Below are 24,643 nucleotides of genomic sequence, written 5' to 3' on the forward strand. Positions count from 1 at the left end.
TTGGGCTCCGCCATCCATGGCTCCGCACAGTTTCTGACAAAGATCTCCGCCTGACTGGCCCCATACTTCTGCGATAGGCTTGGCCTTACTTGTTCAAACGTTCCATTTCCGTCAGAAGCTCTTCGGTTTTCGCTTTCATCAAGGCGATGTCACTCCGAGATTCTACGTTCAGGCGAACGACCGGTTCGGTGTTGGACATCCGCAGGTTGAAGCGCCAGTCGTCGAACTCAACGCTTACGCCGTCCACGTGGCTGACGCTTTTGGCATCGGCGCCGTAGGCGGCTTCGATGGCGGCGATGACCTTGGGGGGATCGGCGATGGTGCGGTTGATTTCACCGCTGGCCGGGTAGGCTTCGATTCTGGCATCGATCAGTGATGACAGTGGCTTACCGGACTGGCACAAACGCTCTGCCACCAGTAACCAGGGAATCATGCCGCTGTCGCAGTAGGCGAAGTCCCGGAAATAGTGGTGGGCGCTCATTTCGCCGCCGTATACCGCATCTTCATCCCGCATGCGCTGTTTGATGAAGGCGTGGCCGGTTTTGCTTTCGATGGCTTCGCCGCCGGCGGCTTTGACCAGATCGAGGGTATTCCAGGTCAGGCGCGGGTCGTGGATGACTTTGCCACCGCCGGTCTTGCGGAGGAACTGGTCCGCCAGCAGGCCAACGATGTAGTAACCTTCAATAAATCGCCCGTTTTCGTCGAAGAAGAAGCAGCGGTCGTAGTCACCGTCCCAGGCTATCCCCATGGCCGCACCGTTGGCTTTAACCGCTTCGGCGGTGGCGGCACGGTTTTCCTCCAGGATCGGATTTGGTACGCCGTTAGGGAAGTGGCCATCCGGCTGGTGATGCACCTTGATGAACTCAAATGGCAGGTGCTTCTCCAACTGGTCAATCACCAGGCCCGCACCGCCATTTCCGGCGTTTACCACGATTTTCAGCGGTTTCAGCGCAGCGGCATCAACGTAGCCGAGAAGGTGATCGATATAAGCGCCCATGACTTCCAGGGGCTCATAGCGGCCCTGGGCCGGCGCGTCGCCAAACGGCTCGGGGACGCGGTCGCGGATGTCGTTGAGGCCGTTGTCGGAACTGATAGGCCGGGATTCCGGGCCCACCATTTTCATGCCGTTGTGGTCTTTCGGATTGTGGCTGGCCGTTACCATGATGCCGCCGTCCATTTTGTAATGGCTGGTGGCGAAGTAGACCTGTTCGGTACCGCACAGGCCAATATCAAACACATCCGCGCCCGCGGCCATCAGGCCGGAGCTTAGGGCTTCGGTGATCTCATGGCTGGACAGGCGGATGTCATAACCGACAATCACCTTTTTGGCGCCCGTCACTTCTACATAGGCCCTGCCAATGCGCTCGGCCAGTAACGGGTTGAGCTGATCCGGCACGCGGCCACGCAGGTCATAGGCTTTAAAACAGGACAGATCCATTGTCTGGAATTACTCCGCAGCAGACGATTGCAGTTGAACGTAATTCTGAATACCCATCTGACCGACCATTTCCAGTTGTGTTTCCAGCCAGTCGATGTGTTCTTCTTCGCTGTCCAGAATATGGCGGAACAGCTCACGGCTGGTGTAATCCTTGACGGTTTCACAGTGAACGATGGCTTCCTTGAGATCCGCATGGGCCGTCAATTCCAGCTTCAGATCACAGGACAGCATTTCCTCAACGTTCTCGCCAATCAGCAGCTTGTTCAGGTCCTGCAGGTTGGGGAGGCCCTCAAGGAACAGGATGCGCTCGATAAGAAGATCGGCGTGCTTCATTTCATCAATGGATTCTTCGTATTCCTTGGCGGCAAGTTTGGTGATGCCCCAATCCTTGTACATGCGGGAATGCAGGAAATACTGATTGATGGCGGTAAGCTCGTTGGCGAGCACTTTGTTCAGGAACTGGATGACTTTCTTGTCGCCTTTCATGACGGTTCTCCTTGCTTGGATGTTCGATCCGTACAAGGATAGCCCTTCCTAAAGGAAGAAAAAATCACAAATGGGAAAGGGTCGCAGTAACAACCGGATCAGGCGGGCTGAGCCAGCATGTTTGCCATCGCAAGATAATCCGGGGTGCGGCTTTCACGCAGGATTTCACGTGCGGTGCAGGCGCAACGGCCACACTGTGTACCCACGCCGAGTTCCTTACCGAGCTGACGCATGGAATTGACGCCGTTATCGGCGGCTTCACGAATTTCGCGGTCTGTTACACCATGACAAAGGCATACATACATAGAAAGATCACTCACGGCCCAATGAAAGCTAGTGATAATTATTGTCATTTGCATGCGGCTTTGCAACCCCTGTGAGCGATTTTTGTGCAAATCAATGTATCAGCAGCCTCTCAGCAGAACCCGGCCATTTGATTTACACTGCCCACATATCACCAAGCGAACACGACTACGGAAAGCTCAATGGCGCTCAAGGCAACCATCTTCAAGGCAACACTGAACATCGCCGACATGGACCGGCACTACTATGGCGACCACCACCTCACGGTCGCCCGCCACCCGTCGGAGACCGATGAACGCATGATGATCCGGCTGCTGGCGTTTGTCCTCAATGCCAGTGAGACCCTGGAGTTCACCAAGGGCATCAGCACTGACGACGAGCCGGATCTTTGGCAGAAGAGCCTGAGCGACGATATCGAACTGTGGGTGGAGCTTGGCCTGCCCGACGAGAGTCGTCTGCGCAAGGCCTGCAATCGTGCCGAACAGGTGATCCTTTATACCTACGGTGGCCGCGCCGTGTCCCTGTGGTGGGAAAAGCACCGGGGGAAGCTGAGCCGTTTCAGAAACCTGACCATCATCGACCTGCCCCCGGAAGCCACCGCCGAACTTGCCAGCCTCGCGGAGCGGGGAATGAACCTGCAGTGCACCATCCAGGACGGAGAGGTCAACATCGGCAACGAGGAGTCCCTGGTCAGCATAACGCCCGCCCCTCTCTACCCGGCGTAACAATCCATACGACGATTCGGGAGCCCGCGCTCCCCTCACGCAAAGATTAAAATCATCGTACCGGGTCTACCCGAAAGGCGCAGTTTACGTTAAGGTAAACACCAAGTAGTCCTGTGAGGATCACACCAGATCCCGTCAGGTTGTCTACAATAAAATCAGCGACACCCTCACAAGGGGTGTTTTTGTTCCTCAGGCCAATACCCCAGGAAGAGGATTATGACAACAACAAAATCCAAAGTTGTTTATTCCCCGGTCTTTACCGACGGTGCGGAATTCCGTATTCCCACCTTCAAGTTACTGAAGCAGGACGGCTCCCTCTATAAGGGCGCAAAGGCGCCTGATCTCGACAAAGAGAAAGCCCTGCGCATTTACCGCGCGATGGTCACCACCCGGATTCTCGATGAACGCATGCTCGCCGCCCAGCGACAGGGGCGCTTGAGCTTCTACATGCAGTGCACCGGCGAAGAAGCCGCCGTGATCGGCAGTACCGCTGCGCTGGATGACGCCGACATGATCATGGCGCAGTATCGGGAACAGGGTTCCCTGGTCTATCGCGGCTTCACCATCGATGAGTTCATGAACCAGCTGTTCGGCAACGAACTGGACTATGGCAAAGGGCGCCAGATGCCCGTTCACTACGGTTCCAGCAAGCTGAACTACATGACCATTTCATCGCCCCTGGCCACGCAGATTCCCCAGGCCACCGGTTACGCCTACGGCCAGAAAATGGCGGGCGAGGGCCACTGCACCATTACCTATTTTGGCGAAGGCGCCGCATCGGAGGGTGACTTCCACGCCGCCCTGAACATGGCCGCCGTGCATCGCGTTCCGGTGATCTTCCTGTGCCGCAACAACGGCTACGCCATTTCCACCCCGGCCGCTGAACAGTTCGCCGCCGATGGCGTTGCACCCAGGGCCTACGGTTACAAAATGGACGTGATCCGCGTGGATGGTAACGACATTCTCGCCATGCACGAGGCCACCAAAGCAGCCCGCAGCCTGGCGGTGGAGCACAATCGCCCGGTACTGATCGAAGCCATGAGCTATCGCCTGGCCGCCCACTCGTCTTCCGACGATCCCTCCGGCTATCGCAGCAAGGACGAGGAAGCCGTTTGGCGTGAGAAAGACCCCATCCTGCGGATGCGGCTCTGGCTCGAGAGCAAGAAGTGGTGGAGCGAAGACGACGAAAAACAGTTGCAGGAAAACATGCGCCGCGAGGTGCTGGAAACCATGAAACGGGCACAGAAGCGGCCACCACCCCCGCTTGATTCGCTGGTCAGCGATGTCTACGACGAGGTGCCGCCCGCCCTCGCCCAACAGCTCGACAAGCTCAAAGCGCACATCCGCCGGCATCCGGACGCCTATCCGAAGAGTGCCGAACACGCCAAGGGAGGGGCTTGAGATGACCAAGATGAATATGCTCCAGGCCATCAACAATGCCCTCGACACCGCCATGGCCGAAAATGAACGGGTGCTGTGTTTCGGTGAGGACGTAGGCGTCTTCGGCGGTGTTTTCCGCGCCACCAGCCACCTGCAAGAGAAGTACGGCAAGGCCCGCTGCTTCAACACGCCGCTGGTGGAACAAGGCATCATCGGCTTCGCCAACGGTCTGGCGGCCCAGGGTTCCGTACCCGTGGCCGAGATACAGTTTGCCGATTACATCTTCCCGGCATTCGACCAGATCGTGAACGAGTCTGCGAAGTTCCGTTACCGTTCTGGCAACCTGTTCAACGTGGGCGGATTAACCATTCGTGCGCCCTATGGTGGCGGCATTGCCGGCGGGCTTTACCACTCGCAATCACCAGAAGCCTACTTTGCCCATACACCAGGCCTGAAAATTGTGGTGCCGCGCAACCCGCACCAGGCCAAGGGCCTGCTACTGGGAGCCATCCACGATCCTAATCCGACTCTGTTCTTCGAACCGAAACGGCTCTACCGCGCCTCCGTTGGCGAAGTACCGGACGAAGACTACCGGCTGCCGCTGGGCGAAGCGGAAGTGCTCAAGGAAGGCACGGATGTGACCGTGCTGGGCTGGGGCGCGCAGATGGAAGTGATTGAACACGCCGTCGAAATGGCGGAAAAAGAAGGCATTTCCTGTGAAGTCATCGACCTGAGAACCATCCTGCCATGGGATGTGGAAACCGTGGCCAACTCGGTATTGAAGACCGGGCGCCTGGTGGTGACCCATGAAGCCCCGCTGACCGGCGGTTTCGCCGGCGAAATTGCGGCGACCATACAGGAGCGTTGCTTCCTGTACCTGGAGTCCCCGATCGCTCGGGTCACCGGGATGGACACCCCCTTCCCGCTGGTGCTGGAAAAAGAGCATCTGCCCAATCACCTGAAGGTCTACGAGGCCATCAGGTCGAGCGTGGAATTCTAGGTTGATATCAGGACAGGAGAGCAATCATGAGTGATTTTATACTGCCCGATATCGGCGAAGGTATCGTGGAGTGCGAACTGGTCAAATGGCTGGTCGCCGAAGGTGACATCATAGAAGAGGACCAGCCCGTAGCCGAGGTGATGACCGACAAGGCACTGGTGGAAATTCCGGCACCGTACAAGGGCAAGGTTACCCGCCTGTATCACAAGGAAGGCGACATCGCGAAAGTCCACGCCCCGCTGTTTGAGCTGGTGGAAGAAGGTGGCGAAAGTGAACAAGGTGCAGAACCTCAAGCACAGCCCGTCGAAACCGACACCGCTAGCGAGGCGCCTGTAGCGCAGGAACCATCCGGCGCCAGCAACGCAACCGCTGACGACGTCACCGAGGACTTTATCCTGCCGGATATCGGCGAAGGCATCGTCGAGTGTGAAGTGGTGGAATGGCGCGTGGCCGAGGGTGACGAGATCGAGGAAGACCAGCCGGTAGTGGATGTCATGACCGACAAGGCGATGGTCGAGATCACCGCCCCCAAGGCCGGCCGTGTCACCAAACTCTATCACCAGCAGCAGGAGATGGCCCGGGTGCACTCCCCGCTGTTTGCGTTTATTCCCCGCGATCGTGATGAGCCCGCCGAGACAAAAGCCGCGACACAGCCGGCGCCTGCTTCGGAGTCCTCGCCGGCAACCGCAAAACCGGTCACAACGGGAAAACGGCAGCGGATTCCCGCCAGCCCCGCCGTGCGCCGCCTGGTGCGGGAACATGACCTGAACCTGGCGGACATCGCCGGCTCGGGCAAGGATGGCCGGGTGCTGAAAGCCGATGTGCTGGCCCACCTCGACAAGCCCGCCGCGCCTGCGCAAGGCCAGGCACGTGCCGGCGAATCACAGCCGGGCAGTGCACGCAGGCAGCCGGAGGGTGAGCAGGAAGTGCGGATCGAGCCGATCAGGGGCATCAAAGCCGCGATGGCCCGCAGTATGGTGGCGTCGGCGACCACCATTCCTCATTTCATCTACAGTGAAGACATTGATGTCACCGACCTGCTGAAACTGCGGGAACAGCTCAAACCGGAGGCCGAAGCCAGTGGCTCACGGCTGACACTGATGCCCTTCTTCATGAAGGCCATGGCACTTGCGGTTCAGGAATTCCCGGTACTCAACAGCCGTCTCAATGACGACGTTACCGAGATTCACTACCTGTCCCAGTGCAATATCGGCATGGCGGTGGACAGTAAGGCGGGGCTGATGGTCCCCAACGTCAAGGGCGTGGAAAGCCGCACCCTGCTGGGCGTTGCCGATGAAGTGGCGCGCCTGACCGAGGCGGCCCGCTCAGGCCGTGTCAGCCAGGAGGATCTCAAGGGCGGCACCATCACCATCTCCAACATTGGCGCTCTGGGCGGCACCTACGCCGCACCCATCATCAACGCACCGGAAGTGGCGATTGTGGCCCTGGGCCGGACCCAGAAACTGCCGCGCTTCGACGCCAATGGCCAGGTGGTGGAACGCTCCATCCTGACAGTGAGCTGGGCGGGCGACCATCGCATCATCGATGGTGGCACCATTGCCCGTTTCTGCAACCGCTGGAAAGGCTATCTGGAATCGCCGCAATCGATGCTATTGCATCTGGGCTGACGGGGCATCATGGCGCAGAAGACGCAACTGCAGCAGTTCTACATACCTGAAGAGCAGTCGATCTACCTGCTCAGCCATGACGATGCCAAGAAGCTCAAGGACTGGGTGGCGCTCTGCGCCACCCAGCTCCGCCAACTGGGTTACCAGGACATTGAGATGATCGGCAAGGGCGCCTACGGCTTTGTATTTGCAGGCCGCCTGCCAAGCCAGAGCGCCAATGATCCCGAGCATGTATTCAAGTTCACCCGCATCAACCTGCCACAACACCTTCAGGACCGGCTCGAAGACGAAGCTTACATCCTCGAGCAAGTCCGGCACCCGCGGGTGCCCCGACTCATCGCCTATCAGCGGGCACGCAACCAGCCCATCCTGGTGATGGAGCGGGCCGCCGGCCTTAACCTGGAAGAAGTGTCCCTGCGTGAGGGCCGCCTGAAACCGAGGCTGGTGATCCGGATCGCCGACCAGCTTGCCGACATCCTGCGCAACCTGCGCCGCGAGAACGGCCCCGCCGGACGGCCCATCGTGCACGGCGATATCAAACCATCAAACCTGGTCTTCGATGCCAGCACCGAAAACATTGCCCTGATCGACTGGGGCTCATCGGTGTTCGCGCAGCTCGACGCCAATCAGCAGTTCATCACCGCCAATGTCATGGAGCTGATGTCCGACAACCTTCAGCAAACCAACGCCCGTCTGGGGGATGTCTACTTCATTGGCGAGGAGCAGCTGAACGGCGGCCTGTCGTCGCCCCGCTTCGACGAACAGGGCGCAGCCGGAACACTCTATGCACTGGCTTCCGGCCAGTCATGCCGCTTTGGTCATCAGGCAATTCCCGCGAGCTCCCTGGGGCTCCCCATGGAATTCGCCCGTATGCTCGATGGCATGCTGGCCCCGGACCCGGAGACGCGTCGACAGGCCGGTGACTACTACCTGAAAGAAATGCCGAGAATGGCGCGCACGGTGATGATCGATCTGCCGGAACCGCCCGTGGCCCCTCTGGTGCCAGTGTGGACACGACCATCAGACCACGAAATCGACACCGTCGTGTACAGTTCCCGCAAATCCTTCCTGCGGCAGGAGGGCGCCCCGGAAACCCTCAACGACGTCAACGACGTTCAACTGGACCGGTACTACAAAAACTTCATGCAGGGCATGGGGGAGACCGAAAAGGCGTTCCTTGCCGCCGTCAGCCGACTGGGGCGATACCCCGTCGAAGGCGGCCTCGCCGTGCGCTGGGAGACCGACGGCGTCTACATTGACACCTCACTGAACCTGCACGACCCCAACCTGAAGGCGGCCTTTGTCAGGGCCGTCAACAACATGGTGTACCTGGCCCAGGCCATCTACCGCCAGGGCATTTTCAAGAGCTGCCTGTTCAACGCCCGCAACACCCTGCACATCGACCGCGACGAACCGGACCAGCCCTTTCAGGTCGAACCCGGCATGCAACTGCGCTACGAGGTCAGCGCGGCACCGGAAGTGGAAGACGAGTCCCGGGTGCATTCCTACTTCGAGGACGGCCCCGACCCGGAGGAATTCCTGGTCCTGCCCAAAACCATCATCACCGCACTGGAAGCCCTGAACGACATCCACCACACCGGCATGATCATCTTCGAGGCCCTGCCCCGCCACCTCAAGATCCACAGCCATTACCGGCTGCTCGACCCGGACCGGGAAGAAGAATTTTCCCGCCTTCTCGACGAGATTCTCTCCGCCGTGGATCATATTACCGGCCTCGGCGTCTCCGGCTTCATGAAAATGCCCTACAAGGACACCCGTTTCTTTCCCCACATCGAACGGTTGCCAGAACGCTACTACCCCAGAAACCCCAGGGCCGAAGCCGATTCCGCCAGAAACCCGGACCAGCGCTCCGAAGATGCCAAGAGGACTGGACAGAACACCCCATCACACGTAAGATTGCGCACTCGAAATTGACGCACCAAGCGTTTGATTTCTTCCGCCCGTAGCTCAGCTGGATAGAGCGTTGCCCTCCGGAGGCAAAGGTCTCAGGTTCGAATCCTGACGGGCGGGCCATATTCCATAAAAAAGCCCACTTCGTGTGGGCTTTTTTATGGAACTCTGGTTTGTTCGTTAGTCCTGTTGAGAACCTGCGTTTGACCCGGAGCCTGCAACGCAGGCGGAGGGAACGTCGGAACGCAGTGACGACGGCCCCGTAGGGGTGAGGTCGCTAAGCGGCCGAATACAAACGGCGCCAGCAGTTTGGGCGCCGCAGCGCAGCGAAGGCGGGGCGAAGCCCCGAGCAACGCGCCCAAAGCGTTGCGAGTCCATCCTGATCTTTTAGGCAATTGCCGAGTTTGATTTAAGCCGATATCGAATCAGAGATAGTCTGGGCTTGGCTTTATGGTGTGTAAGCATCCCTGTTTTATTAGCTAGATTCCTCAGCCAGGATTTTGTCGATAATTTTTCGTGCCCGAACGCCCCCACCATCAATGTTGAGCTTCAGAAGCTGTCGTTCGGGGTTGTTGGATAGATTGCGTTGTTGTGACTCCAGCATCTCCAGGTCTTCCTCAAAGATCTGGCCCTGGCCTCGCCTGATCTCATCGGTTAGTGCTTCGTCATCCGGTTTGAAATTTCGCGCCATGCCCCAGAAGTACCAGATTGACGTCTCAGTCTCGGGAGTGATGAAGTCAACCACAATACTTGAGGCCTTTCGTTCCTGCGGAGCATCATAGCCACCATATCCAGCATGGGCGACCCCCACCTCGATCATGACGTGGCTTGGTGGCGTGAATCGACAAACCTGCCAACGATCCACCGGCACATCGTCGGCGAGATTATTACCTCGTAACGCCGCTCGCCAAAACGGGGGTGCACTGATATTTTCCATGTGCCGGCTAGTGATCACTTCCTGTCCGTCCACTGAGGTTTTCGGCGCCGCTTCTTCTATCTCAGGCTGCCCGATGCTCGAGGCATGGACATAGGTTTCATGGGTCAAATCCATGAGATTATCAATCATGAGGCGGTAGTCGCATTGAATATGATAAAGGCCTCCGCCGTAGGCCCAATTGGGGTCGTCCGCCCATTCAAGTACGGGGATTGCCGCCTCATCCGCAAGCGAAGCCTCGCCGGGCCAGATCCAGATAAACCCAAATCGTTCTACAACCGGGTATGCTCGGATGCAGGGGAAGCCTTTTACCCGCTGTCCAGGCATCTCCACGGTCGCGCCATCACCTCCCATTGCCAGGCCGTGATAACCACACACCAATTCGTCTCCACGGACAAACCCAAGTGACAACGGCGCACCTCGGTGAGGGCAGAAGTCCTCAAGGGCATGAATTCTCTTGTTGGCGCTTCTGTAAAAAACGATAGTTTGGTTACAAATCGTTCGGGAAAGCGGCTTTTCATCAATTTCGTCAGAGGTGCAAGCAACATACCAGGTGTTTTTCGGGAACATATTGATACTCACTTATTGTTGGTTGGATTGTCATGAGCCTGAGCCAGACTTACTGCATCGCTACATCTTTCCGTTAAACATCATGCACTTCTGACTTGTAATATGGGGCGACTAACCAGTTCATAAAAAAGGGCCATCCTTGGCCAAATAAGTGACATCCGTTCAATTGCAGGTCTCAGACAACAACTGCAGCAACAACGCTTTGGTACAAGCAAACTGGTGAATCCAGCTAACCTGCAGACTAATACCGAGCAGCAAAATCAGATCGGTTCTGCTGCCACCGCCAGCATTTCCTTGGTCAGGCCAATCCGATCAAATGTCTCGTCTTTATTCATTTCCACTTGGCCAGTCAGGACGGATTTCTCGTAAATGTATTTGCAACGATCAAATCGCCTTTTCATAAACCGTTTCAACTTCGTCTCAACCGACTCTTCACCCACCAGCTCAAGACTTAGAACCAGCGCATCCTCGATCGCCATACCTGCTCCCTGCCCCAGGTGAGGTGTGGTGGCATGAGCAGCGTCACCGATCAGTAGCACTCGGCCCCGATACCAATCTTCATCGACAAAGACGACCTCAAGCGGCTTGTAGACCACCTCCGAGTCCTCGGTAATCTGTTCACGCAATTGGCCGATCAGGCCTCCGAAGCGCTCCAGACGCTGGCGCATTTCAGCAGCCAACTCGAAAGTCTCGAACCGCGGATTTCCAGGTTCGTGAGACGTGACGTACATGTACATGAGATCTTTAGCTAGGGGGACCAATCCTGCGTTCGTGTCGCCGAAGGCACACACCGCCAGATGGTCAATAGAAGGGTCCCGGGGGAAGTTATAACGCCAAACGCCCTGGCCGGTGAACGTCGGCTGATACTTCTCGCCAAAGACCATTTCCCGGACCTTTGAATAGACACCGTCCGCCCCAACCACGAGATCGTAGCGAGACCATGACCCGTTCGTCAGGTGCACATCCACACCCTCGGCATCCTCGCTGAGCTTATCCACGGTGACTCCCAGATAAACCTTGGCGCCGAGCTCAGTCGCCGTATCAATCAGCACGTGATGCAGGGAAAGCCGTGATATACCAACGTTTGCAGGATATTCAGGTCCGGCCAGGCGCTGCCCCGGGATCCGCACCAGCATCTCACCTGCCGGGTTGTACATACAGACATCCTCAAATGCATAGGCTGCATCCAGATATTTATCTAGCACCCCTAGCCGAGACATCTCGCGAACAACGTTGCTTTGCTGGATAATGCCAACCCCGTACACCGTCCACTGGGATTTCACCTCAACAAGATCCACTTCAATACCCTGACGACGCAGCGCAATAGCGGCACAGAGCCCCCCGATACCGCCGCCAACGATCAAAACCTTGCTAATATTGCTCACGATTCTCTCCCTTGTTCTTGTAATTGGGTAATCTTGGTTGTTCAGGCCACGCGACCACCCAGTGTTTCAGCCACCCAGTCGGCAATGTACTGACCGGCATTGATTGAATTATCGAAGCTGGAGTGTTGTACACCGCCCTCTCTCTTGGTAAAGATTTTCAACTCACGCTTGGGAGAGTTAACCAGCTGCTCATAAGTGCGGTGGGCCCACTTCAACGGAATCTGCGAATCCTGCTCACCGTGGGTCACCAGGAAGGGCACCTTGATCTTCTCGACAACGCCATCAAGATGGACATTCTCGGCGATCTGCATGAACTCCTGGATGTCCTTACCACCCCATACCCAGCGAACGTGTTCCCAGTAGTGAGGAACCGGGAAATCCCCTTCCCGTTCAAGGCGACGCTTTTGAACATCACGCCAGTCGTGGTTCGCACCCCATGTCACACCACAGGCGAAGCGGGGTTCGAAAGCAACAGCCCTGGGGCAAAAATATCCGCCCAAAGACACGCCTTCACAACCAATACGGCGCTCATCCACATCGTCCCGGGCTTGCAGCCAATCCACGACCGGGGAAGCCCAGTGTTCCGAGTCATAGCGTGCCTTCAAATCATGCAGCCTCAGCGCTTCACCGGTTCCGGGCTGATCAATAATCAGGGACGACACGCCCCGCTTGGCCAGCCAGCCCGGAAGACCAACGCGGTATTTCATTTCCTTGGTGGAGTCGAGGCCATTGACCTGGACAAGAACCGGAGCGGGACCGTCGACACCTTCAGCCTTGACGTAAAGACCGGCAATTACTTTGCCTTCATAGGGGATTTCTACTCGTTCACAATTTTCCTTGGACAAGCGAAGGCCCAACTGGAAAGTGTCAAGAGCCTTGTGATACCACGTCAGGCGCTCAGGGTCATCGAGAGCCTGAAGCCTTTCACTTGTGAGGTAATAAATAGCTGCTCGGTTATATTTTTCACCTGCTGACAGGATCCGTCCGCGCTCCTCATCCTCTTCTGCCAGGTCACAAAGCTTGTCGGCCATCTCGGACCAGGCTTTACGAAATGCGGCAGAACCTGCTGCGTCCGGCTGTTTGGACGCTTCCAACAAAGGTTCACACATCTCGACGATTTCGCCGATTCGCGCCCCCATCTCCAACGCGAGATCAACTGCGAGATTCCAGGGATAATTCGTGGGGAAGTACCGGAACATAGAGAACTTGTCCTTATCGATTCTTGGCTGTTTAAACGAAGATTTTTGATTGATTTCCCACTACCTTGCACCGCAATCAAACCTTGCACAAATCACTTGTATGGATAGAAAGTATCGCCTGTCTAGATAGTTCGGGAGTGTATAGGGAGAATTCTTCGCGGTCGTTTTACCCGCGGTTAATCCAGCGACTCCGTGCCCAGTTCATCCCAGACGGACTCGGCTAAATGGAACGCACTGTTCGCCGCAGGAATGCCACAGTAAATCGCACTGTGCATCAGCAATTCCTTGATTTCTTCACGACTCACTCCATTGCTTTTCGCCGCTTTGAGATGCATCGCCAACTCATCATCCCGGTTGAGCGCAATCAACATGGCAAGGGTAATCAGGCTGCGGGTATGCCGCTCAAGGCCGGGCCTGGTCCATATGTCACCCCAGGCATGGCGTGTAATCATTTCCTGGAATTCGCCATTAAAGTCTGTGATTCTTTCGAGGCTCCGGTCTACATGCTTGTCGCCCAGAACAGAGCGTCTTACCACCATGCCTGCCTCGTAACGCTGTTTTTCGTCCATATCTACACTCCACTTAATCGGGACTGGCGTTCGAATCGCCGTCAAACAATTCGGCATACTCTCGCACCGCCTGATGCACCCATCGACTGGACTGCCCCAGGTACTCGCCGGGTTCAAGCAACCGTCGAATATTGGCTTCAGTGAGATGCTCAAGAACGGCTGAATTTGCCAACACCACTTGCAACAAATCCTGGTTCTGCGCAACTGCCACCTTGCAGCATTCCTCCAATAACTTGTGGGCAGGATGCCGGCCCATATGCTCAGCCAATTCGAGGCTGACAGATTCGGCAAGGATCAACCCACGAGTACACTGGAGGTTCTCAGACATTCGTCCGGCATTGACCTCAAGCCCGCCGGCCAAATAACCAGCCTGCTCAAGTGCCCCCGAGACCAGCTTGCAAAGCTCCGGCAGGGTTTCCCACTCTGCATGCCACAAGCCCAGGCTTCGTTCGTGTTCTTGCGGCATAGCCGACAACATGGTGGCGACCAGGCCGGGAGCCCGGGTTGCAGTGCTAATCAGCATTGCCGCTCCAACAGGATTGCGCTTGTGCGGCATGGTTGAGGAGCCGCCCTTTCCAGGGGCAGATGGTTCGAACACTTCACCCAACTCTGTCTGCATCAACAGGCTGATATCCCGCCCGATCTTCCCAAGGCTTCCGGCCAGGCTGCCTAACCAGCCCGCCAACTCAGCAAGCCGATCACGCTGTGTGTGCCAAGGCTGCTCCGGCAACGCCAAGCCAAGTTCCTTTGCCAGATTTTCTGTTACTGGCCAGGCATGCTCACGTAGCGTGGCCAGGCTGCCGGATGCACCGCCAAACTGCAGACACAGGAGACGCGACCTCATTTCCCTGAGCCGCTGGATATGACGGGTCACGGGCCCCAGCCACCCGGACACTTTCATGCCCAGGGTCACAGGAGGTGCGTGCTGCAGCCAAGTCCGGCCGGCCAGCACCGTTTCTTCATGGCTAGAGGCCAAGGCAGCCAGATTGTCACCAAGCGTCTTCAGTTGTCCTTCCATCAAATCCAGAGCCGCTCTCAGTTGCAGAATCAGGCCCGTGTCCATGACATCCTGGCTGGTGGCTCCAAGATGAAGGTATCGCTCGCTGCCATCCCCGGCGTCCGTAATTAAACGCTCAAGGGACTTGATGAGAGGAATTGCGGGGTTGCCGGACAGCGTGACCGCGTCTGACAGGTTCGTAACATCGAACAGTTCGGCCCTGCACTGTTGTTCGATTGAGTTTGCCGCGACTGAAGGAACGATACCGGCCTTCTCACCTGCCCGGGCCAGCGCTGCCTCAAAGTCCAGCATGGCCTGCAACCGGCTACGGTCAGAAAAAATAGCCTGCATGGACTTCGCGTAGAAAAAGCGGTCCAGAAGCTGATCACCATGCTCAGTCAATGCTTACCCTCCCCTCGATGCCCCGCATGCGCGGCACGTAAATACTTATTCAATTAGAAGTCGAAGAATACCGTTTCTTCAGTCCCCTGGACCCTGATATCGAACCTATACAAGGTCCTCCCGTCCCTTTCTCCGATGGGACGCGCAACCAGAGTCTCACGTCGCTCTATTTGCTCTACCCTGTTTAAAACCGGGTCGGCTTCGTTCAGGTCCCGCTCATCTTCAAAATAGATTCTTGTCTGCAGGTGTATGTTGATACCACGGGCAAAAAGCGAAACATTAATATGTGGCGCCATAGTCTTGCCGCTGCCCTGAGAAATGCTGCCAGGCTTTACCGTGTGAAGTTCCCATTCACCGTCGTCGAACGTAGTCGAGGCACGGCCGAAACTGTTAAATGGGTTTTCGGGGTTATATACCTGCTGGTAGTTTCCCTCACTGTCTGCCTGCCAGAATTCCAGAAACGCGTCTCGCACCAGATGTCCATTGCCGTCGAACACGGAGCCAATCAGCGTAATAGGTCGCCCCGGCGCATCGGATCGAGCCAATATGTTGTGAATTTCCTGCCCTCGCTCAGGCAGTCCGGCCGCTGTCAATACAAGCCCGATATGGACGTAGGGACCACCGGTCTGCGAAGGGGTTTCTGGCAACAGTTCAACGCTCATCGCACGATCTCCTAGCAATTCTCAAAGAAAGTCTGATGCTGCCCGCGCAGCACAATGTCAAAGCGATAGGCCAGCGCGTCCATGGGATTGGCCGCACTCATGTCCAGCTTGGCAATCAGCCGCCTGGCCATGCTTTCGTCGCTGATCGTTTTGATAATCGGGCACTTGGGAATCAATGGATCACCCTCGAAATAGAGCTGGGTGACAAGCCGGGTTGCAATGGCGGGCCCCATCACGGAAAAGTGAATATGGGCCGGTCGCCAGTCGTTGGGGCCATTCGGCCATGGGTAGGGCCCCGGCCTGATCGTACGGAAGACGTAACGACCTTCACTATCGGTTCGCGTGCGACCCACACCCCCAAAGTTCGGGTCCAGCGGAGCCATGTACTTATCATTACGGTGCCGGTAACGACCGCCTGCATTGGCTTGCCAGATTTCGACCAGGGTATTCGGGACTGGAGCCCCGAACTGGTCAAGGACTTTCCCGTGAATCAAGACCCGCTCACCGATGGGCTGACCGCCATTGTTGAAGTTGAGGATCAGATCGTTGTCGTGCTCATCAAACCTGAGGTGGCGAAAATCCGGCCCGGTGACTTCCGACACCGATTGCGGGATACCCACCAGTGCCTGACGTGGCGAACGCGCAATAGAGGTTTTATAACCAGGGGAATAGGCAGCCGGGTGCCGGGTTCGGTCACGGACCACGAAACGATGGTTAACAGATTGTTCAGTCATGCAGGCCTTCTCCTTTAACGTAACCGTATTCTGGCTAGCACGGGAAAGCCTGACTAATGAAATTAGCCACTCATGACATAACCTATGGGTTATCCCGGTCGGGCATCCCCCATCTGTTTCAGCAACTCCAGGCACCACTCGCCGGCCACAGAAAGCGGCGTCGAAGGATTGCGACAGACACCAACAGCACCTCCCCGGTACGCCTCGCGCAGTGGCAAGGCAACCAGTTCGCCTTTTTTGAGGTCAGACTGAATGGCATCTTCAGGGGCAACCCAGACCGCATCCGTGATCTGAACGTAGCTGCGGGCCAATGCCGTGGAAAGGGTTTCAACACAGGTCGGCGGAATACGGACGCCATGTTGCAGCAACAAGCTGTCGGCCTGCTGCCGAATACTGGTTTCCTTCGTAGGTAACACCAGGGCATAGTCCGCCATGCCACTGACAATTGCCTCCATGGGGCTGCCAACCAGCGGGTGGCCAACACGGACCACCAGCCGAAGCGCGTCGCCGTAGAGTGACTCGAACTGCAGACCGGAAACATGGGGGCTATCACTTAAACGACCAATCACAAGGTCAAGATCGCCACTGCGCAGCAAATTCAGCAAATACTTGGCAGGCCCCCCTTCGGCGATGACTACCACATCTGGATGGGCTTCATGAAAAAGCCTCAGTAATTGAGGCACCAACCCTACCTCAACAGAAGAAAGTACACCCAAACGCAACTCTCTGGTTCTAAAATCACCACTCATAACACTGCGAACGCCATGCCTCAGTGCCTGAACACTGGGACCGGCCGCGTTGAGAAAGGTCAAACCGGCATCGGTTAGAGTCACACCTCGCTTTCCCCTCTCAAACAGTGCGTAACCGAGCATGTCCTCCAGCTCCCGAATCGTTTTCGAGACGGCAGGCTGCGTGATGGCCAGGGTATCTGCCGTCCTCTGGAAGCTCCCCTGCCGGGCCACCTCCAGAAAGCAGTTCAGATGACGAAACTTGAGATGAAGATCGGGATTCATTGCTCGACTCTCCTGACGTCCTTATTCCTGAACTCCCTCGGGGAAGTGCCTGTGAGGCGCTTAAAAAAGCGTGAAAAATAAGCCGGTTCGGAAAAGCCCAGCCGGTCAGAGATTTGAGACACCGACATGGTGGTGTATATCAGACCCCGCTTCGCTTCCAACAAAACTCGCTGATGAATTACCTGCAGGGCAGAGTGGTGGCATAACCTTCGGCAAACGGCATTCAGATGGGGAGTACTGACGCCCATTCGTTCAGCATATGCGTCCACCGGCCACTGCTCGTTAAAATTCGTCTCCACGAGGTGGAGAAAGACATCCATATGTCGGCGCCCGCGATCCATCTCCTGACCTGTCCGAACCTGGTCATGGTGCCGGCGACACCCCCATACCAGTATTTGATCCACCAACGAAGAAAGTACAAGATCGCGGCCAATTCGACGCCCCGCGTATTCCTGACCTAATTGATCAAACCTGGAGTCGAGGTACATTGCTTCGGTCTCATCGAGGACATAACAGTCGGGTGATCGAAGCACCTGGCACTCAAGCCGCTTTTCCACTTGCTCCAGCAACGGCAACGCGACGCTCAGCACATATCCCTGTACGTTTTCGGCAAACCTGAACCCGTGCACGCAAAACATAGGTATCACCTGCACCGCCGGCCTTTCCAACACGCTTAACCGACCTTCGATCTCTATTTCGGCACGCCCTTCCCGCAGGTACAGCACTTGCGCCAAATCCGCGTGCTGGTGCGGAAGGATATGCCAATCGTGCAAACGACTTCGTTCCGCCACCGACTCAATATGCATCAAGTCCGGCGTCGGCCAGATTTCTGTTTCTCCGTATAGCCGGAACACCGGCACCGCTTCCTGAGCCTGCATGCCAAATCCTCGAAAAGTCCAATTTACTCATTCGATAGTGCCTTCATACCAGTGCTAAGACAACGAAGAATGAAAGATCAATAAATCAACAACCACAAAAAGGCCAAAGCATGATGAAAACCAAAGTAGCGATTATCGGCGCGGGACCCAGTGGGCTGCTTCTAGGCCAATTGCTACACAAGGCCGGGATCGACAATGTCATCATTGAGCGCCAATCACCCGACTACATTCTCAGCCGCATTCGTGCAGGCGTTCTGGAACAGGGCATGGTCGATCTTCTTCGCGAAGTCGGCGTCAATGAGCGCATGGACCGTGAGGGAATCGTGCATGGCGGTTTTGAGCTCGCCTTTTCCGGCCGCCGCGAACGCGTCGATCTTGAGGAACTGACCGGTGGTAAATCGGTAATGATCTACGGCCAGACTGAAGTCACCAAAGACCTCATGGACGCCCGCCAGGACTCTGGTCAGCTCAGTTTTTACGGTGTGCCGGACGCTACATTGCACGATCTGAAAAGCGACAAGCCCACGGTGACTTTCACGCATAACGGTGAGCAAGTTCTTCTGGAGTGCGACTACATAGCCGGCTGCGATGGCTATCATGGAGTGACACGGAAATCGATCCCGGACGACGCCATCAAGTCTTTCGAGCGAGTCTATCCGTTCGGCTGGCTGGGCGTACTCGCGGATACACCACCGGTCAGCGAAGAGCTGATCTATGCCAAACATGAGCGCGGTTTTGCCCTGTGCAGCATGCGCTCCCCAACTCGTACCCGCTATTATGTTCAGGTCAGCCTCGATGAAAAAGTTGAGGACTGGAGCGATGAGCGGTTCTGGGAAGAGCTTAAATACCGCCTGCCTGTAGATACGGCCAATAAACTCGTGACAGGCCCCTCCATCGAAAAAAGCATCGCACCGCTACGGAGCTTCGTGGTGGAACCCATGCAGTATGGTCGACTGTTTCTCGTCGGCGATGCCGCCCACATTGTGCCGCCCACCGGAGCCAAGGGTCTGAACCTGGCCGCAAGTGATGTCAGCACTCTTTCCCGCATCCTGGACAAGGTCTATCACGAGGGCCGCACAGACCTGCTCGCACGCTACTCAGAGGTGTGTTTGAGGCGCATCTGGAAAGCAGAGCGCTTTTCCTGGTGGATGACCTCAGTCCTGCACAGGTTTCCGGAAAGCGACGAATTCAGCCAGCGTATTCAGGACACCGAACTGGACTACTTCGTCGGCTCGCGCGCCGGGCGTACGACCATTGCGGAAAACTACGTGGGGCTGCCATATGAATCCATAGAGTAAACTGCTCTGAGCCACCCACTTGAGTGCCGCAAGGACGCGCCTCACTTCTTTAGAACTGATCGCAACGTGATTCTTGAGTCCACCGAATCTCCAAGCGCTCTTTACCAGCCATTCTCTGAACGTGATCAGAAACCACTTCCCGTAATCGTTCAGCATTCTCTGCCTTGCATACCGACTTCAAGGTCAACACGTCCTCATGCGCTGCCATCACCAATGGTCCGGCAGGCAACTCAATTCTACAACTCACCTCCCCCTCCTCTACAGCGAACTTGTGGGCCCAATGACGCATCAAACGCACCAGAATTTTTTGGGGCTGAGAACAAATCACTGACGCACTGCTTTCTATCATCTTTACTCCCTTAATAACTCATCTCGTAGTGGTATTTTTCAGACTCAGTCCATAAAAGCTCACAACCTGTTCTGTCATTCAGGTCGTCCTCGCTTACACCTTCAGCTACCTCAACAACTTTCAGCCCTTGGTCAGTCACATCCATAACGGCAAGGTCTGTAATGATTCGGCTGACCACGCCAACACCTGTCAGCGGTAACGAACACTCCGGCAGTATTTTATGGCCGCCGTCGCGCGCCACGTGTTCCATTAGCACCACAACGCGTTTAACGCCGGCCACGAGATCCATGGCGCCACCCATGCCTTTCACCATTTTTCCCGGAATCATCCAGTTGGCCAGATCGCCGCTCGCGGACACTTGCATTGCACCAAGGATTGCCAGATTGATATGTCCGCCCCGGATCATTGCAAAGGACTCAGCATTGTCGAAAATACTGCTACCTGGAAGGCAGGTTACCGTCTGCTTTCCAGCATTGATCAAATCCGGATCCACTTCATCCTCTGCCGGGAATGGCCCTATTCCAAGTAGGCCATTTTCACTCTGCAGCCAGACATCCATTCCCTCGGGAATGTAGTTGGCTACCATCGTAGGCAGACCGATTCCGAGGTTTACGTAAAAGCCGTCAACCAGTTCCTGGGCGGCACGATGCGCCATTTGCTCACGGGTCCAGGCCATATCAATTGCTCCTCGTGGTACGTTTCTCGATACGCTTTTCTGGCGACGCATTTATAACAAGGCGATGCACGTAAATGCCGGGCAAATGAATCTCATCCGGTCCCAGTTCTCCAGTCGCTACGACTTCCTCTACTTCTGCCACACAAACCTTCCCTGCTGCAGCAACCTGGGGATTAAAGTTACGCGCTGTCTTATTGAAAATAACGTTTCCCGCACGATCCGCTTTTGCCCCCTTTATCAACGCCACATCCGCAGTGAGGGACTCCTCGAGAACGAACCAGTCTCCATTGAACTGACGGGTTTCCTTACCTTCGGCAATACGGGTGCCATAACCAGTTCGGGTGTAGAAAGCCGGAATACCCGCGCCGCCGGCACGGAGTTTTTCCGCGAGCGTACCTTGTGGGGTGAATTCCAGCTCCAACTCCCCGGAAAGATACTGTCGCTCAAATTCCTTGTTCTCACCGACATAAGAAGAGACCATTTTGCGAACCTGGCGACTTTCAAGAAGTAACCCCAGGCCGAATCCATCCACCCCGGCATTATTGCTGATTACCGTCAGATCCCGCTTGCCGGAATCACGCAGACTTCTAATCAGAGCTTCTGGAATTCCACACAATCCAAAGCCACCCACTGCCAGCGTCATTCCGTCATTCACCAATCCTTCCAGTGCCACCGTGGCACTGGGGTAAAGCTTATCCATTACATTACTCCTCGGTCCTGTAACTACGCCCCGTCGTGAAGAATCCGCGTCGCTGCATGTTTTCTGAAAGCCCCCACTATGGGGAGCAGCAAACAAGCAAAGCCCAGCACAACGTGCCAGCTACCGAGCACACCCAGAGCGAAAGGCAACCGCTCAATAACACCGCCACCTATCACCAGCACTACCAAGGGGCTGAGAAATTCGCCCCCAAAGAATGCCGCCGTGAAGCCACCCATTGCGCGGCCACGCATATCAAACTCAACGAGGCTCATAATCCAGGTCAGCAAGGTCGGGATCATCAGGCCCACGCCCAGGCCATTGACAGCGACACCGATAACCACTTGCATGTGGGTTTCGGCTGACATCATCAGGAAAAGCCCCCCACCAGCAACAATAAAGGCGCCTGCAAGCAAGCGCTCAGCGGGGAAACGAGTCAAGAGGCGAAAGCTAATAGCGCCAACAACCACACCCAGCTGATTGCCGCCCATGGTCATGCCGATCTGGCTTGGAGAGCTGATGCCGAGCAAGTTGAGCAGATAGCCCGCCTGTACCGGTACAATCATCAGACTTGCCCCCGCCATCAATGCCAGAACATACAGAGGGCTAATCTGGCGCCAAGGGAAGTGCCCCGCCTTGTGCTCAGCGGCCGCAGAATGCTGCTCCGGCACGGGTTCCCAGATAAGGCACAGGATCAATGGAATGAAGATAAACCCAACCCCATAAAGCACAAACGGCGTACGCCAGCTATCTTGTCCAAGCATCCCGCCCACTACGATAAACACCACGGCAGAACTGGAGGCAAACACAGTTTGCAGAGCCAGCAAGCGCTGTCGCTTGGCACCAGAGTAATAATCACCAATCAGTGTGGTGCATACCGTCATAATGCCGGCTTCCGCCAAGCCCAGCCCCGCTCGGCTTGCCACAATGCCATAAAGCGAATCCAGCCAGAGTGGCAATAGCCCACAGACCGTGTAAATCAGCATGCACACAAGCAGCAACGGCTTACGCCCGAACTTATCGGTCAGAACGCCCGCAAAAGGCGCCAGCACGGCTATCATCAGCGCAGGGAGTGTCAAGACAATCGGCACCAGCCCGACGCTGCCCGGCACCTCATTAAATTGGGCCTGAATAGCCGGAAGCACCGGAGCAAGCAACACTGCCCCGAGAACTGGCAAGCAACTGCCCAAAAGAAGAAGGAACGCCTGAGGCAAACCAGCTCGACGATCACTGATCAAAGCGCGATCAAGAAACATATATGGCCACCTTGTTATTATCAGAAAGATATCTGGCAGATCCGGGACCCGGATTACGCAGGATGACAAACATTCTCAACGGTGAATGTGGCCACAACAAATCGAGTCTGGGGATTGGATGTATCGGTAAAAATGATAGTTAGAGCGCTGATCCGGGTCTCTAGATCGCTCTGCGGAACCTTATGCTCGTTGAAGGGGCCAATACCAGTGGCTTGCTGGCCACTGGTATCAGGTAAACGATGGGTGTCGCAGCGAACTCAACAACTACTTGCCTGAACGAGTCCTCAGATGCTCAATGATGCGACGAGCGCGATTGGGTGCAGCATCTACATGAATGTCAATCATCGGCTCGCCCGGGAAATCGATCATGTTGCGGTATTGCGCCTCAATGACCTCTTTATCTTCCTCAAAGGTGTATGCCGTTTGATCCACCACCTTCTTCATCACCTCTTCCTGGTTTTCGGTCGGATTACTGGCGATGGTCCAGAAGTAATGACTGGTGGTCTCGGTTTCCGGAGTGATGCCATGGAAGCCACGCATGTGGAATCCGCCACGGCTGGGGTTGTCGATGGGCTCGCTACCGGCATCTACTGCACCCGTCCATATCCTTAGATGTGAAATATGGAACTCAATCTCCTGCCAGCGATCGACCCGTCCCTTGAACGGATAGGCTGCCGTATAGGTAGGAGGTGGCTCGGAGTCCAGCATATGGCGTACAACATGAACGGATTTCTCGTCAGAACTGACATCCATTTGCGCGTTCATATGAACTTTCGCATTGCCACCAATGGTCTTAAGATGGACATAGCCTAGGTGACTCAAATCCAGCAGGTTGTCATGGATAAGCTGGTAGGGGGCCTGGTAGTGGAAAACACCCCCATCGAAAAAATACTGATCGGATCTATGAGGGGAGTAACGAGGTGGCTCAAACGCCGGAGGCTCATTCGCATCCTCGCCGAACCATATCCATACAATGTCGTCCTGCTCTTTTACCGGATAAGCCTTGACGCGTGCTCGCCTGGGAATCTTTTCCTGTCCGGGAATCTCTGTGCACTGACCCTGGGAGTTATAAAGCATTCCGTGGTACCCGCAACGCAAGCCATCCGGCTCAAGGGTTCCGCAGGACAGGGGCAATGCCCGGTGGCAGCAGCGATCTTCAAGCGCGGCAACTTCGCCATCCGCATTGCGGAACAATACAATCGGATTCCCCAGCATCATACGCGCCACTGGCTCGTCTTTGAGCTCCCTGGACAACGCTGCGACGTACCATTGGTTTAGCGGGAATGGTGGCAAATGTTCGGTTTTCTGTTTTACGGGTTGGGCTGCCAAATCAGACATGAGGGGCTCCTCTCTTCGAAATGGTGCCGCCAATACCTTTTGGATTAATAGGCTGTGTATACGGCAACCAAATGTCTTTATTCTTGTTGACTAACAGTGTGTGATACACAGTACTAATCTTATCCAATTTAGTTGACAGGTCAACTATATTTTTCCGCAATAGGACGTCATATGCATCAGAAGCCTCATCTGGATCTGGACAACTATGTGCCAGCCTTGCTCAATTTTTTGTCCAACAAACTTGCCGCAACGGCATCAAAGGAATACCGGAAGCGCTTCGGTGTGGGCGTGCTTGAATGGCGAATGCTGTCGATGCTGGCCGTGGAAGATCACATCACGGCCAATCGTATTTGTCAGGTCATCGGGCTGGACAAGGGAGGCGTTAGCCGGTCCTTACACAAGCTGGAGCAGAGCGAACATGTAAAGTTCGAAGTGGATCCAACGGACGCCCGTCGCCAGGTCGTCAGTCTGACCGCCAAAGGCTGGAAGCTGCATGATCAGATACTTACCGTGGCCCTGAAGCGGGAACAGATATTGCTCGGCGGGCTCTCACAGGAGGAAATCGAGACACTGATCGGCCTGTTGAGACATCTTCACGGCCGCGTGAGGTTTCTGGGCGATCTGGAGAATCAGTAACACCCGGATACGCCACCAAAGTTCTTTTGACGCTCACACTGCACATAGCCCTGCATCATCCCCGCAGATGCCTGACATCGGAATAATCGATTAGTCAGCTACCTCGATCGCCCACTAACTTGAGCTCTTCTACTAATACAGATTGTACCCTCACCCAGTGAACGTTCCGGGTGAGGTTT

24 protein-coding genes and 1 tRNA gene are annotated in these 24,643 nt (G+C 55.9%); 8 read left to right on the plus strand and 17 right to left on the minus strand.

Annotation, left to right across the window (positions count from 1 at the left end):
• Positions 1–85: 85 nt before the first annotated feature.
• From ACQUWM_RS13405 to ACQUWM_RS13415, 3 genes are all read right to left on the minus strand, one after another.
• Positions 86–1,438: a phosphomannomutase gene (locus ACQUWM_RS13405; protein WP_428922486.1), complete on the minus strand. Its 1,353-nt coding sequence runs from the start codon at positions 1,436–1,438 to the stop codon at positions 86–88.
• Positions 1,439–1,447: 9 nt separating this feature from the next.
• Positions 1,448–1,924, minus strand: coding sequence for a bacterioferritin (gene bfr, locus ACQUWM_RS13410; RefSeq protein ID WP_406985488.1), 477 nt, complete (start codon positions 1,922–1,924; stop codon positions 1,448–1,450).
• A 98-nt stretch (positions 1,925–2,022) separates the two neighbouring features.
• Positions 2,023–2,229, minus strand: coding sequence for a bacterioferritin-associated ferredoxin (locus ACQUWM_RS13415; protein ID WP_406985489.1), 207 nt, complete (start codon positions 2,227–2,229; stop codon positions 2,023–2,025).
• Between the two features lie 180 nt (positions 2,230–2,409).
• Here ACQUWM_RS13415 and ACQUWM_RS13420 point away from each other — a divergent pair, with 180 nt between their 5' ends.
• From ACQUWM_RS13420 to ACQUWM_RS13445, 6 genes are all read left to right on the plus strand, one after another.
• Complete coding sequence (locus ACQUWM_RS13420) at positions 2,410–2,952, plus strand: YaeQ family protein (protein WP_428922487.1); 543 nt, start codon at positions 2,410–2,412, stop codon at positions 2,950–2,952.
• Between the two features lie 216 nt (positions 2,953–3,168).
• Positions 3,169–4,353 (plus strand): thiamine pyrophosphate-dependent dehydrogenase E1 component subunit alpha, encoded by a 1,185-nt coding sequence (locus ACQUWM_RS13425; protein WP_428922488.1) that lies wholly within the window; start codon positions 3,169–3,171, stop codon positions 4,351–4,353.
• A gap of 1 nt (position 4,354) precedes the next feature.
• Positions 4,355–5,332: an alpha-ketoacid dehydrogenase subunit beta gene (locus ACQUWM_RS13430; RefSeq protein WP_407001446.1), complete on the plus strand. Its 978-nt coding sequence runs from the start codon at positions 4,355–4,357 to the stop codon at positions 5,330–5,332.
• A gap of 26 nt (positions 5,333–5,358) precedes the next feature.
• Positions 5,359–6,960 (plus strand): dihydrolipoyllysine-residue acetyltransferase, encoded by a 1,602-nt coding sequence (locus ACQUWM_RS13435; RefSeq protein ID WP_407001447.1) that lies wholly within the window; start codon positions 5,359–5,361, stop codon positions 6,958–6,960.
• A gap of 9 nt (positions 6,961–6,969) precedes the next feature.
• Positions 6,970–8,895, plus strand: coding sequence for a protein kinase domain-containing protein (locus tag ACQUWM_RS13440; RefSeq protein ID WP_407001448.1), 1,926 nt, complete (start codon positions 6,970–6,972; stop codon positions 8,893–8,895).
• A gap of 22 nt (positions 8,896–8,917) precedes the next feature.
• Positions 8,918–8,994, plus strand: a tRNA-Arg gene (locus ACQUWM_RS13445).
• Positions 8,995–9,346: 352 nt separating this feature from the next.
• Here the strand turns inward: ACQUWM_RS13445 and ACQUWM_RS13450 are convergent.
• The 9 genes from ACQUWM_RS13450 to ACQUWM_RS13490 all read right to left on the minus strand — a co-directional run bounded on the left by ACQUWM_RS13450 (position 9,347) and on the right by ACQUWM_RS13490 (position 18,214).
• The gene (locus tag ACQUWM_RS13450) at positions 9,347–10,375 is read right to left on the minus strand and encodes a Rieske 2Fe-2S domain-containing protein (RefSeq protein ID WP_428922489.1); all 1,029 of its coding nucleotides are present in this window, start codon (positions 10,373–10,375) and stop codon (positions 9,347–9,349) included.
• 260 nt (positions 10,376–10,635) lie between these two features.
• Positions 10,636–11,760, minus strand: a complete 1,125-nt coding sequence (locus tag ACQUWM_RS13455; RefSeq protein WP_428922490.1) for an FAD-dependent oxidoreductase — start codon at positions 11,758–11,760, stop codon at positions 10,636–10,638.
• A gap of 41 nt (positions 11,761–11,801) precedes the next feature.
• A complete protein-coding gene (locus ACQUWM_RS13460) occupies positions 11,802–12,959 on the minus strand; it encodes an alpha/beta hydrolase family protein (protein ID WP_428922491.1) in 1,158 nt (385 codons plus the stop codon).
• A 176-nt stretch (positions 12,960–13,135) separates the two neighbouring features.
• The gene (pcaC, locus tag ACQUWM_RS13465; RefSeq protein ID WP_428922492.1) at positions 13,136–13,528 is read right to left on the minus strand and encodes a 4-carboxymuconolactone decarboxylase; all 393 of its coding nucleotides are present in this window, start codon (positions 13,526–13,528) and stop codon (positions 13,136–13,138) included.
• A gap of 13 nt (positions 13,529–13,541) precedes the next feature.
• Positions 13,542–14,927: a 3-carboxy-cis,cis-muconate cycloisomerase gene (locus ACQUWM_RS13470; protein ID WP_428922493.1), complete on the minus strand. Its 1,386-nt coding sequence runs from the start codon at positions 14,925–14,927 to the stop codon at positions 13,542–13,544.
• Between the two features lie 53 nt (positions 14,928–14,980).
• Positions 14,981–15,589: a protocatechuate 3,4-dioxygenase subunit alpha gene (gene pcaG, locus ACQUWM_RS13475; protein WP_428922494.1), complete on the minus strand. Its 609-nt coding sequence runs from the start codon at positions 15,587–15,589 to the stop codon at positions 14,981–14,983.
• 11 nt (positions 15,590–15,600) lie between these two features.
• Positions 15,601–16,323, minus strand: a complete 723-nt coding sequence (gene pcaH / locus ACQUWM_RS13480; RefSeq protein WP_428922495.1) for a protocatechuate 3,4-dioxygenase subunit beta — start codon at positions 16,321–16,323, stop codon at positions 15,601–15,603.
• Positions 16,324–16,412: 89 nt separating this feature from the next.
• Positions 16,413–17,336, minus strand: coding sequence for a pca operon transcription factor PcaQ (gene pcaQ / locus ACQUWM_RS13485; protein ID WP_428922496.1), 924 nt, complete (start codon positions 17,334–17,336; stop codon positions 16,413–16,415).
• Positions 17,333–18,214 carry a helix-turn-helix domain-containing protein gene (locus ACQUWM_RS13490; protein WP_428922497.1) on the minus strand — a complete coding sequence of 294 codons (882 nt, stop codon included), beginning with the start codon at positions 18,212–18,214 and terminating at the stop codon, positions 17,333–17,335. The genes pcaQ and ACQUWM_RS13490 overlap by 4 nt, the downstream gene beginning before the upstream one ends.
• A gap of 113 nt (positions 18,215–18,327) precedes the next feature.
• On the opposite strand from ACQUWM_RS13490, the gene pobA reads away from it, so the two are divergent.
• Positions 18,328–19,512 (plus strand): 4-hydroxybenzoate 3-monooxygenase, encoded by a 1,185-nt coding sequence (gene pobA, locus ACQUWM_RS13495; RefSeq protein WP_428922627.1) that lies wholly within the window; start codon positions 18,328–18,330, stop codon positions 19,510–19,512.
• A gap of 49 nt (positions 19,513–19,561) precedes the next feature.
• Here the strand turns inward: pobA and ACQUWM_RS13500 are convergent, their stop codons facing one another.
• From ACQUWM_RS13500 to ACQUWM_RS13520, 5 genes are all read right to left on the minus strand, one after another.
• Entirely contained in the window at positions 19,562–19,861 is a 300-nt protein-coding gene (locus ACQUWM_RS13500; protein ID WP_428922498.1) for a DUF2218 domain-containing protein, read from the minus strand.
• Between the two features lie 10 nt (positions 19,862–19,871).
• Positions 19,872–20,537, minus strand: a complete 666-nt coding sequence (locus ACQUWM_RS13505) for a CoA transferase subunit B (protein WP_428922499.1) — start codon at positions 20,535–20,537, stop codon at positions 19,872–19,874.
• A 1-nt stretch (position 20,538) separates the two neighbouring features.
• Positions 20,539–21,237 (minus strand): CoA transferase subunit A, encoded by a 699-nt coding sequence (locus tag ACQUWM_RS13510; protein ID WP_428922500.1) that lies wholly within the window; start codon positions 21,235–21,237, stop codon positions 20,539–20,541.
• A 23-nt stretch (positions 21,238–21,260) separates the two neighbouring features.
• On the minus strand, positions 21,261–22,490 hold the full coding sequence (locus ACQUWM_RS13515; protein WP_428922501.1) for an MFS transporter: 1,230 nt from the start codon (positions 22,488–22,490) through the stop codon (positions 21,261–21,263).
• A gap of 264 nt (positions 22,491–22,754) precedes the next feature.
• Complete coding sequence (locus ACQUWM_RS13520; protein WP_428922502.1) at positions 22,755–23,828, minus strand: Rieske 2Fe-2S domain-containing protein; 1,074 nt, start codon at positions 23,826–23,828, stop codon at positions 22,755–22,757.
• A 171-nt stretch (positions 23,829–23,999) separates the two neighbouring features.
• Between ACQUWM_RS13520 and ACQUWM_RS13525 the strand changes: the two genes are divergently transcribed.
• A complete protein-coding gene (locus tag ACQUWM_RS13525) occupies positions 24,000–24,464 on the plus strand; it encodes a MarR family winged helix-turn-helix transcriptional regulator (protein WP_428922503.1) in 465 nt (154 codons plus the stop codon).
• Positions 24,465–24,643 lie beyond the last annotated feature (179 nt).

The sequence above is a fragment of the Marinobacter sp. DUT-3 genome (genome assembly GCF_050379435.1).
Taxonomy (GTDB): Bacteria; Pseudomonadota; Gammaproteobacteria; order Pseudomonadales; family Oleiphilaceae; genus Marinobacter.

Excerpts from the sequence above, each read along its gene's own strand:
- ACQUWM_RS13405 (WP_428922486.1), bottom strand. The coding sequence starts at position 1,438 with ATGGATCTGTCCTGTTTTAAAGCCTATGACCTGCGTGGCCGCGTGCCG.
- ACQUWM_RS13425 (WP_428922488.1), top strand. The coding sequence starts at position 3,169 with ATGACAACAACAAAATCCAAAGTTGTTTATTCCCCGGTCTTTACCGAC.
- ACQUWM_RS13520 (WP_428922502.1), bottom strand. The coding sequence starts at position 23,828 with ATGTCTGATTTGGCAGCCCAACCCGTAAAACAGAAAACCGAACATTTG.
- ACQUWM_RS13525 (WP_428922503.1), top strand. The coding sequence starts at position 24,000 with ATGCATCAGAAGCCTCATCTGGATCTGGACAACTATGTGCCAGCCTTG.
- pobA (WP_428922627.1), top strand. The coding sequence starts at position 18,328 with ATGAAAACCAAAGTAGCGATTATCGGCGCGGGACCCAGTGGGCTGCTT.
- bfr (WP_406985488.1), bottom strand. The coding sequence starts at position 1,924 with ATGAAAGGCGACAAGAAAGTCATCCAGTTCCTGAACAAAGTGCTCGCC.
- ACQUWM_RS13450 (WP_428922489.1), bottom strand. The coding sequence starts at position 10,375 with ATGTTCCCGAAAAACACCTGGTATGTTGCTTGCACCTCTGACGAAATT.
- ACQUWM_RS13415 (WP_406985489.1), bottom strand. The coding sequence starts at position 2,229 with ATGTATGTATGCCTTTGTCATGGTGTAACAGACCGCGAAATTCGTGAA.
- ACQUWM_RS13500 (WP_428922498.1), bottom strand. The coding sequence starts at position 19,861 with ATGATAGAAAGCAGTGCGTCAGTGATTTGTTCTCAGCCCCAAAAAATT.
- pcaH (WP_428922495.1), bottom strand. The coding sequence starts at position 16,323 with ATGACTGAACAATCTGTTAACCATCGTTTCGTGGTCCGTGACCGAACC.
- ACQUWM_RS13435 (WP_407001447.1), top strand. The coding sequence starts at position 5,359 with ATGAGTGATTTTATACTGCCCGATATCGGCGAAGGTATCGTGGAGTGC.
- pcaC (WP_428922492.1), bottom strand. The coding sequence starts at position 13,528 with ATGGACGAAAAACAGCGTTACGAGGCAGGCATGGTGGTAAGACGCTCT.
- ACQUWM_RS13440 (WP_407001448.1), top strand. The coding sequence starts at position 6,970 with ATGGCGCAGAAGACGCAACTGCAGCAGTTCTACATACCTGAAGAGCAG.
- ACQUWM_RS13490 (WP_428922497.1), bottom strand. The coding sequence starts at position 18,214 with ATGCAGGCTCAGGAAGCGGTGCCGGTGTTCCGGCTATACGGAGAAACA.
- pcaG (WP_428922494.1), bottom strand. The coding sequence starts at position 15,589 with ATGAGCGTTGAACTGTTGCCAGAAACCCCTTCGCAGACCGGTGGTCCC.
- ACQUWM_RS13515 (WP_428922501.1), bottom strand. The coding sequence starts at position 22,490 with ATGTTTCTTGATCGCGCTTTGATCAGTGATCGTCGAGCTGGTTTGCCT.
- ACQUWM_RS13460 (WP_428922491.1), bottom strand. The coding sequence starts at position 12,959 with ATGTTCCGGTACTTCCCCACGAATTATCCCTGGAATCTCGCAGTTGAT.
- ACQUWM_RS13505 (WP_428922499.1), bottom strand. The coding sequence starts at position 20,537 with ATGGCCTGGACCCGTGAGCAAATGGCGCATCGTGCCGCCCAGGAACTG.
- ACQUWM_RS13430 (WP_407001446.1), top strand. The coding sequence starts at position 4,355 with ATGACCAAGATGAATATGCTCCAGGCCATCAACAATGCCCTCGACACC.
- ACQUWM_RS13510 (WP_428922500.1), bottom strand. The coding sequence starts at position 21,237 with ATGGATAAGCTTTACCCCAGTGCCACGGTGGCACTGGAAGGATTGGTG.
- ACQUWM_RS13420 (WP_428922487.1), top strand. The coding sequence starts at position 2,410 with ATGGCGCTCAAGGCAACCATCTTCAAGGCAACACTGAACATCGCCGAC.
- pcaQ (WP_428922496.1), bottom strand. The coding sequence starts at position 17,336 with ATGAATCCCGATCTTCATCTCAAGTTTCGTCATCTGAACTGCTTTCTG.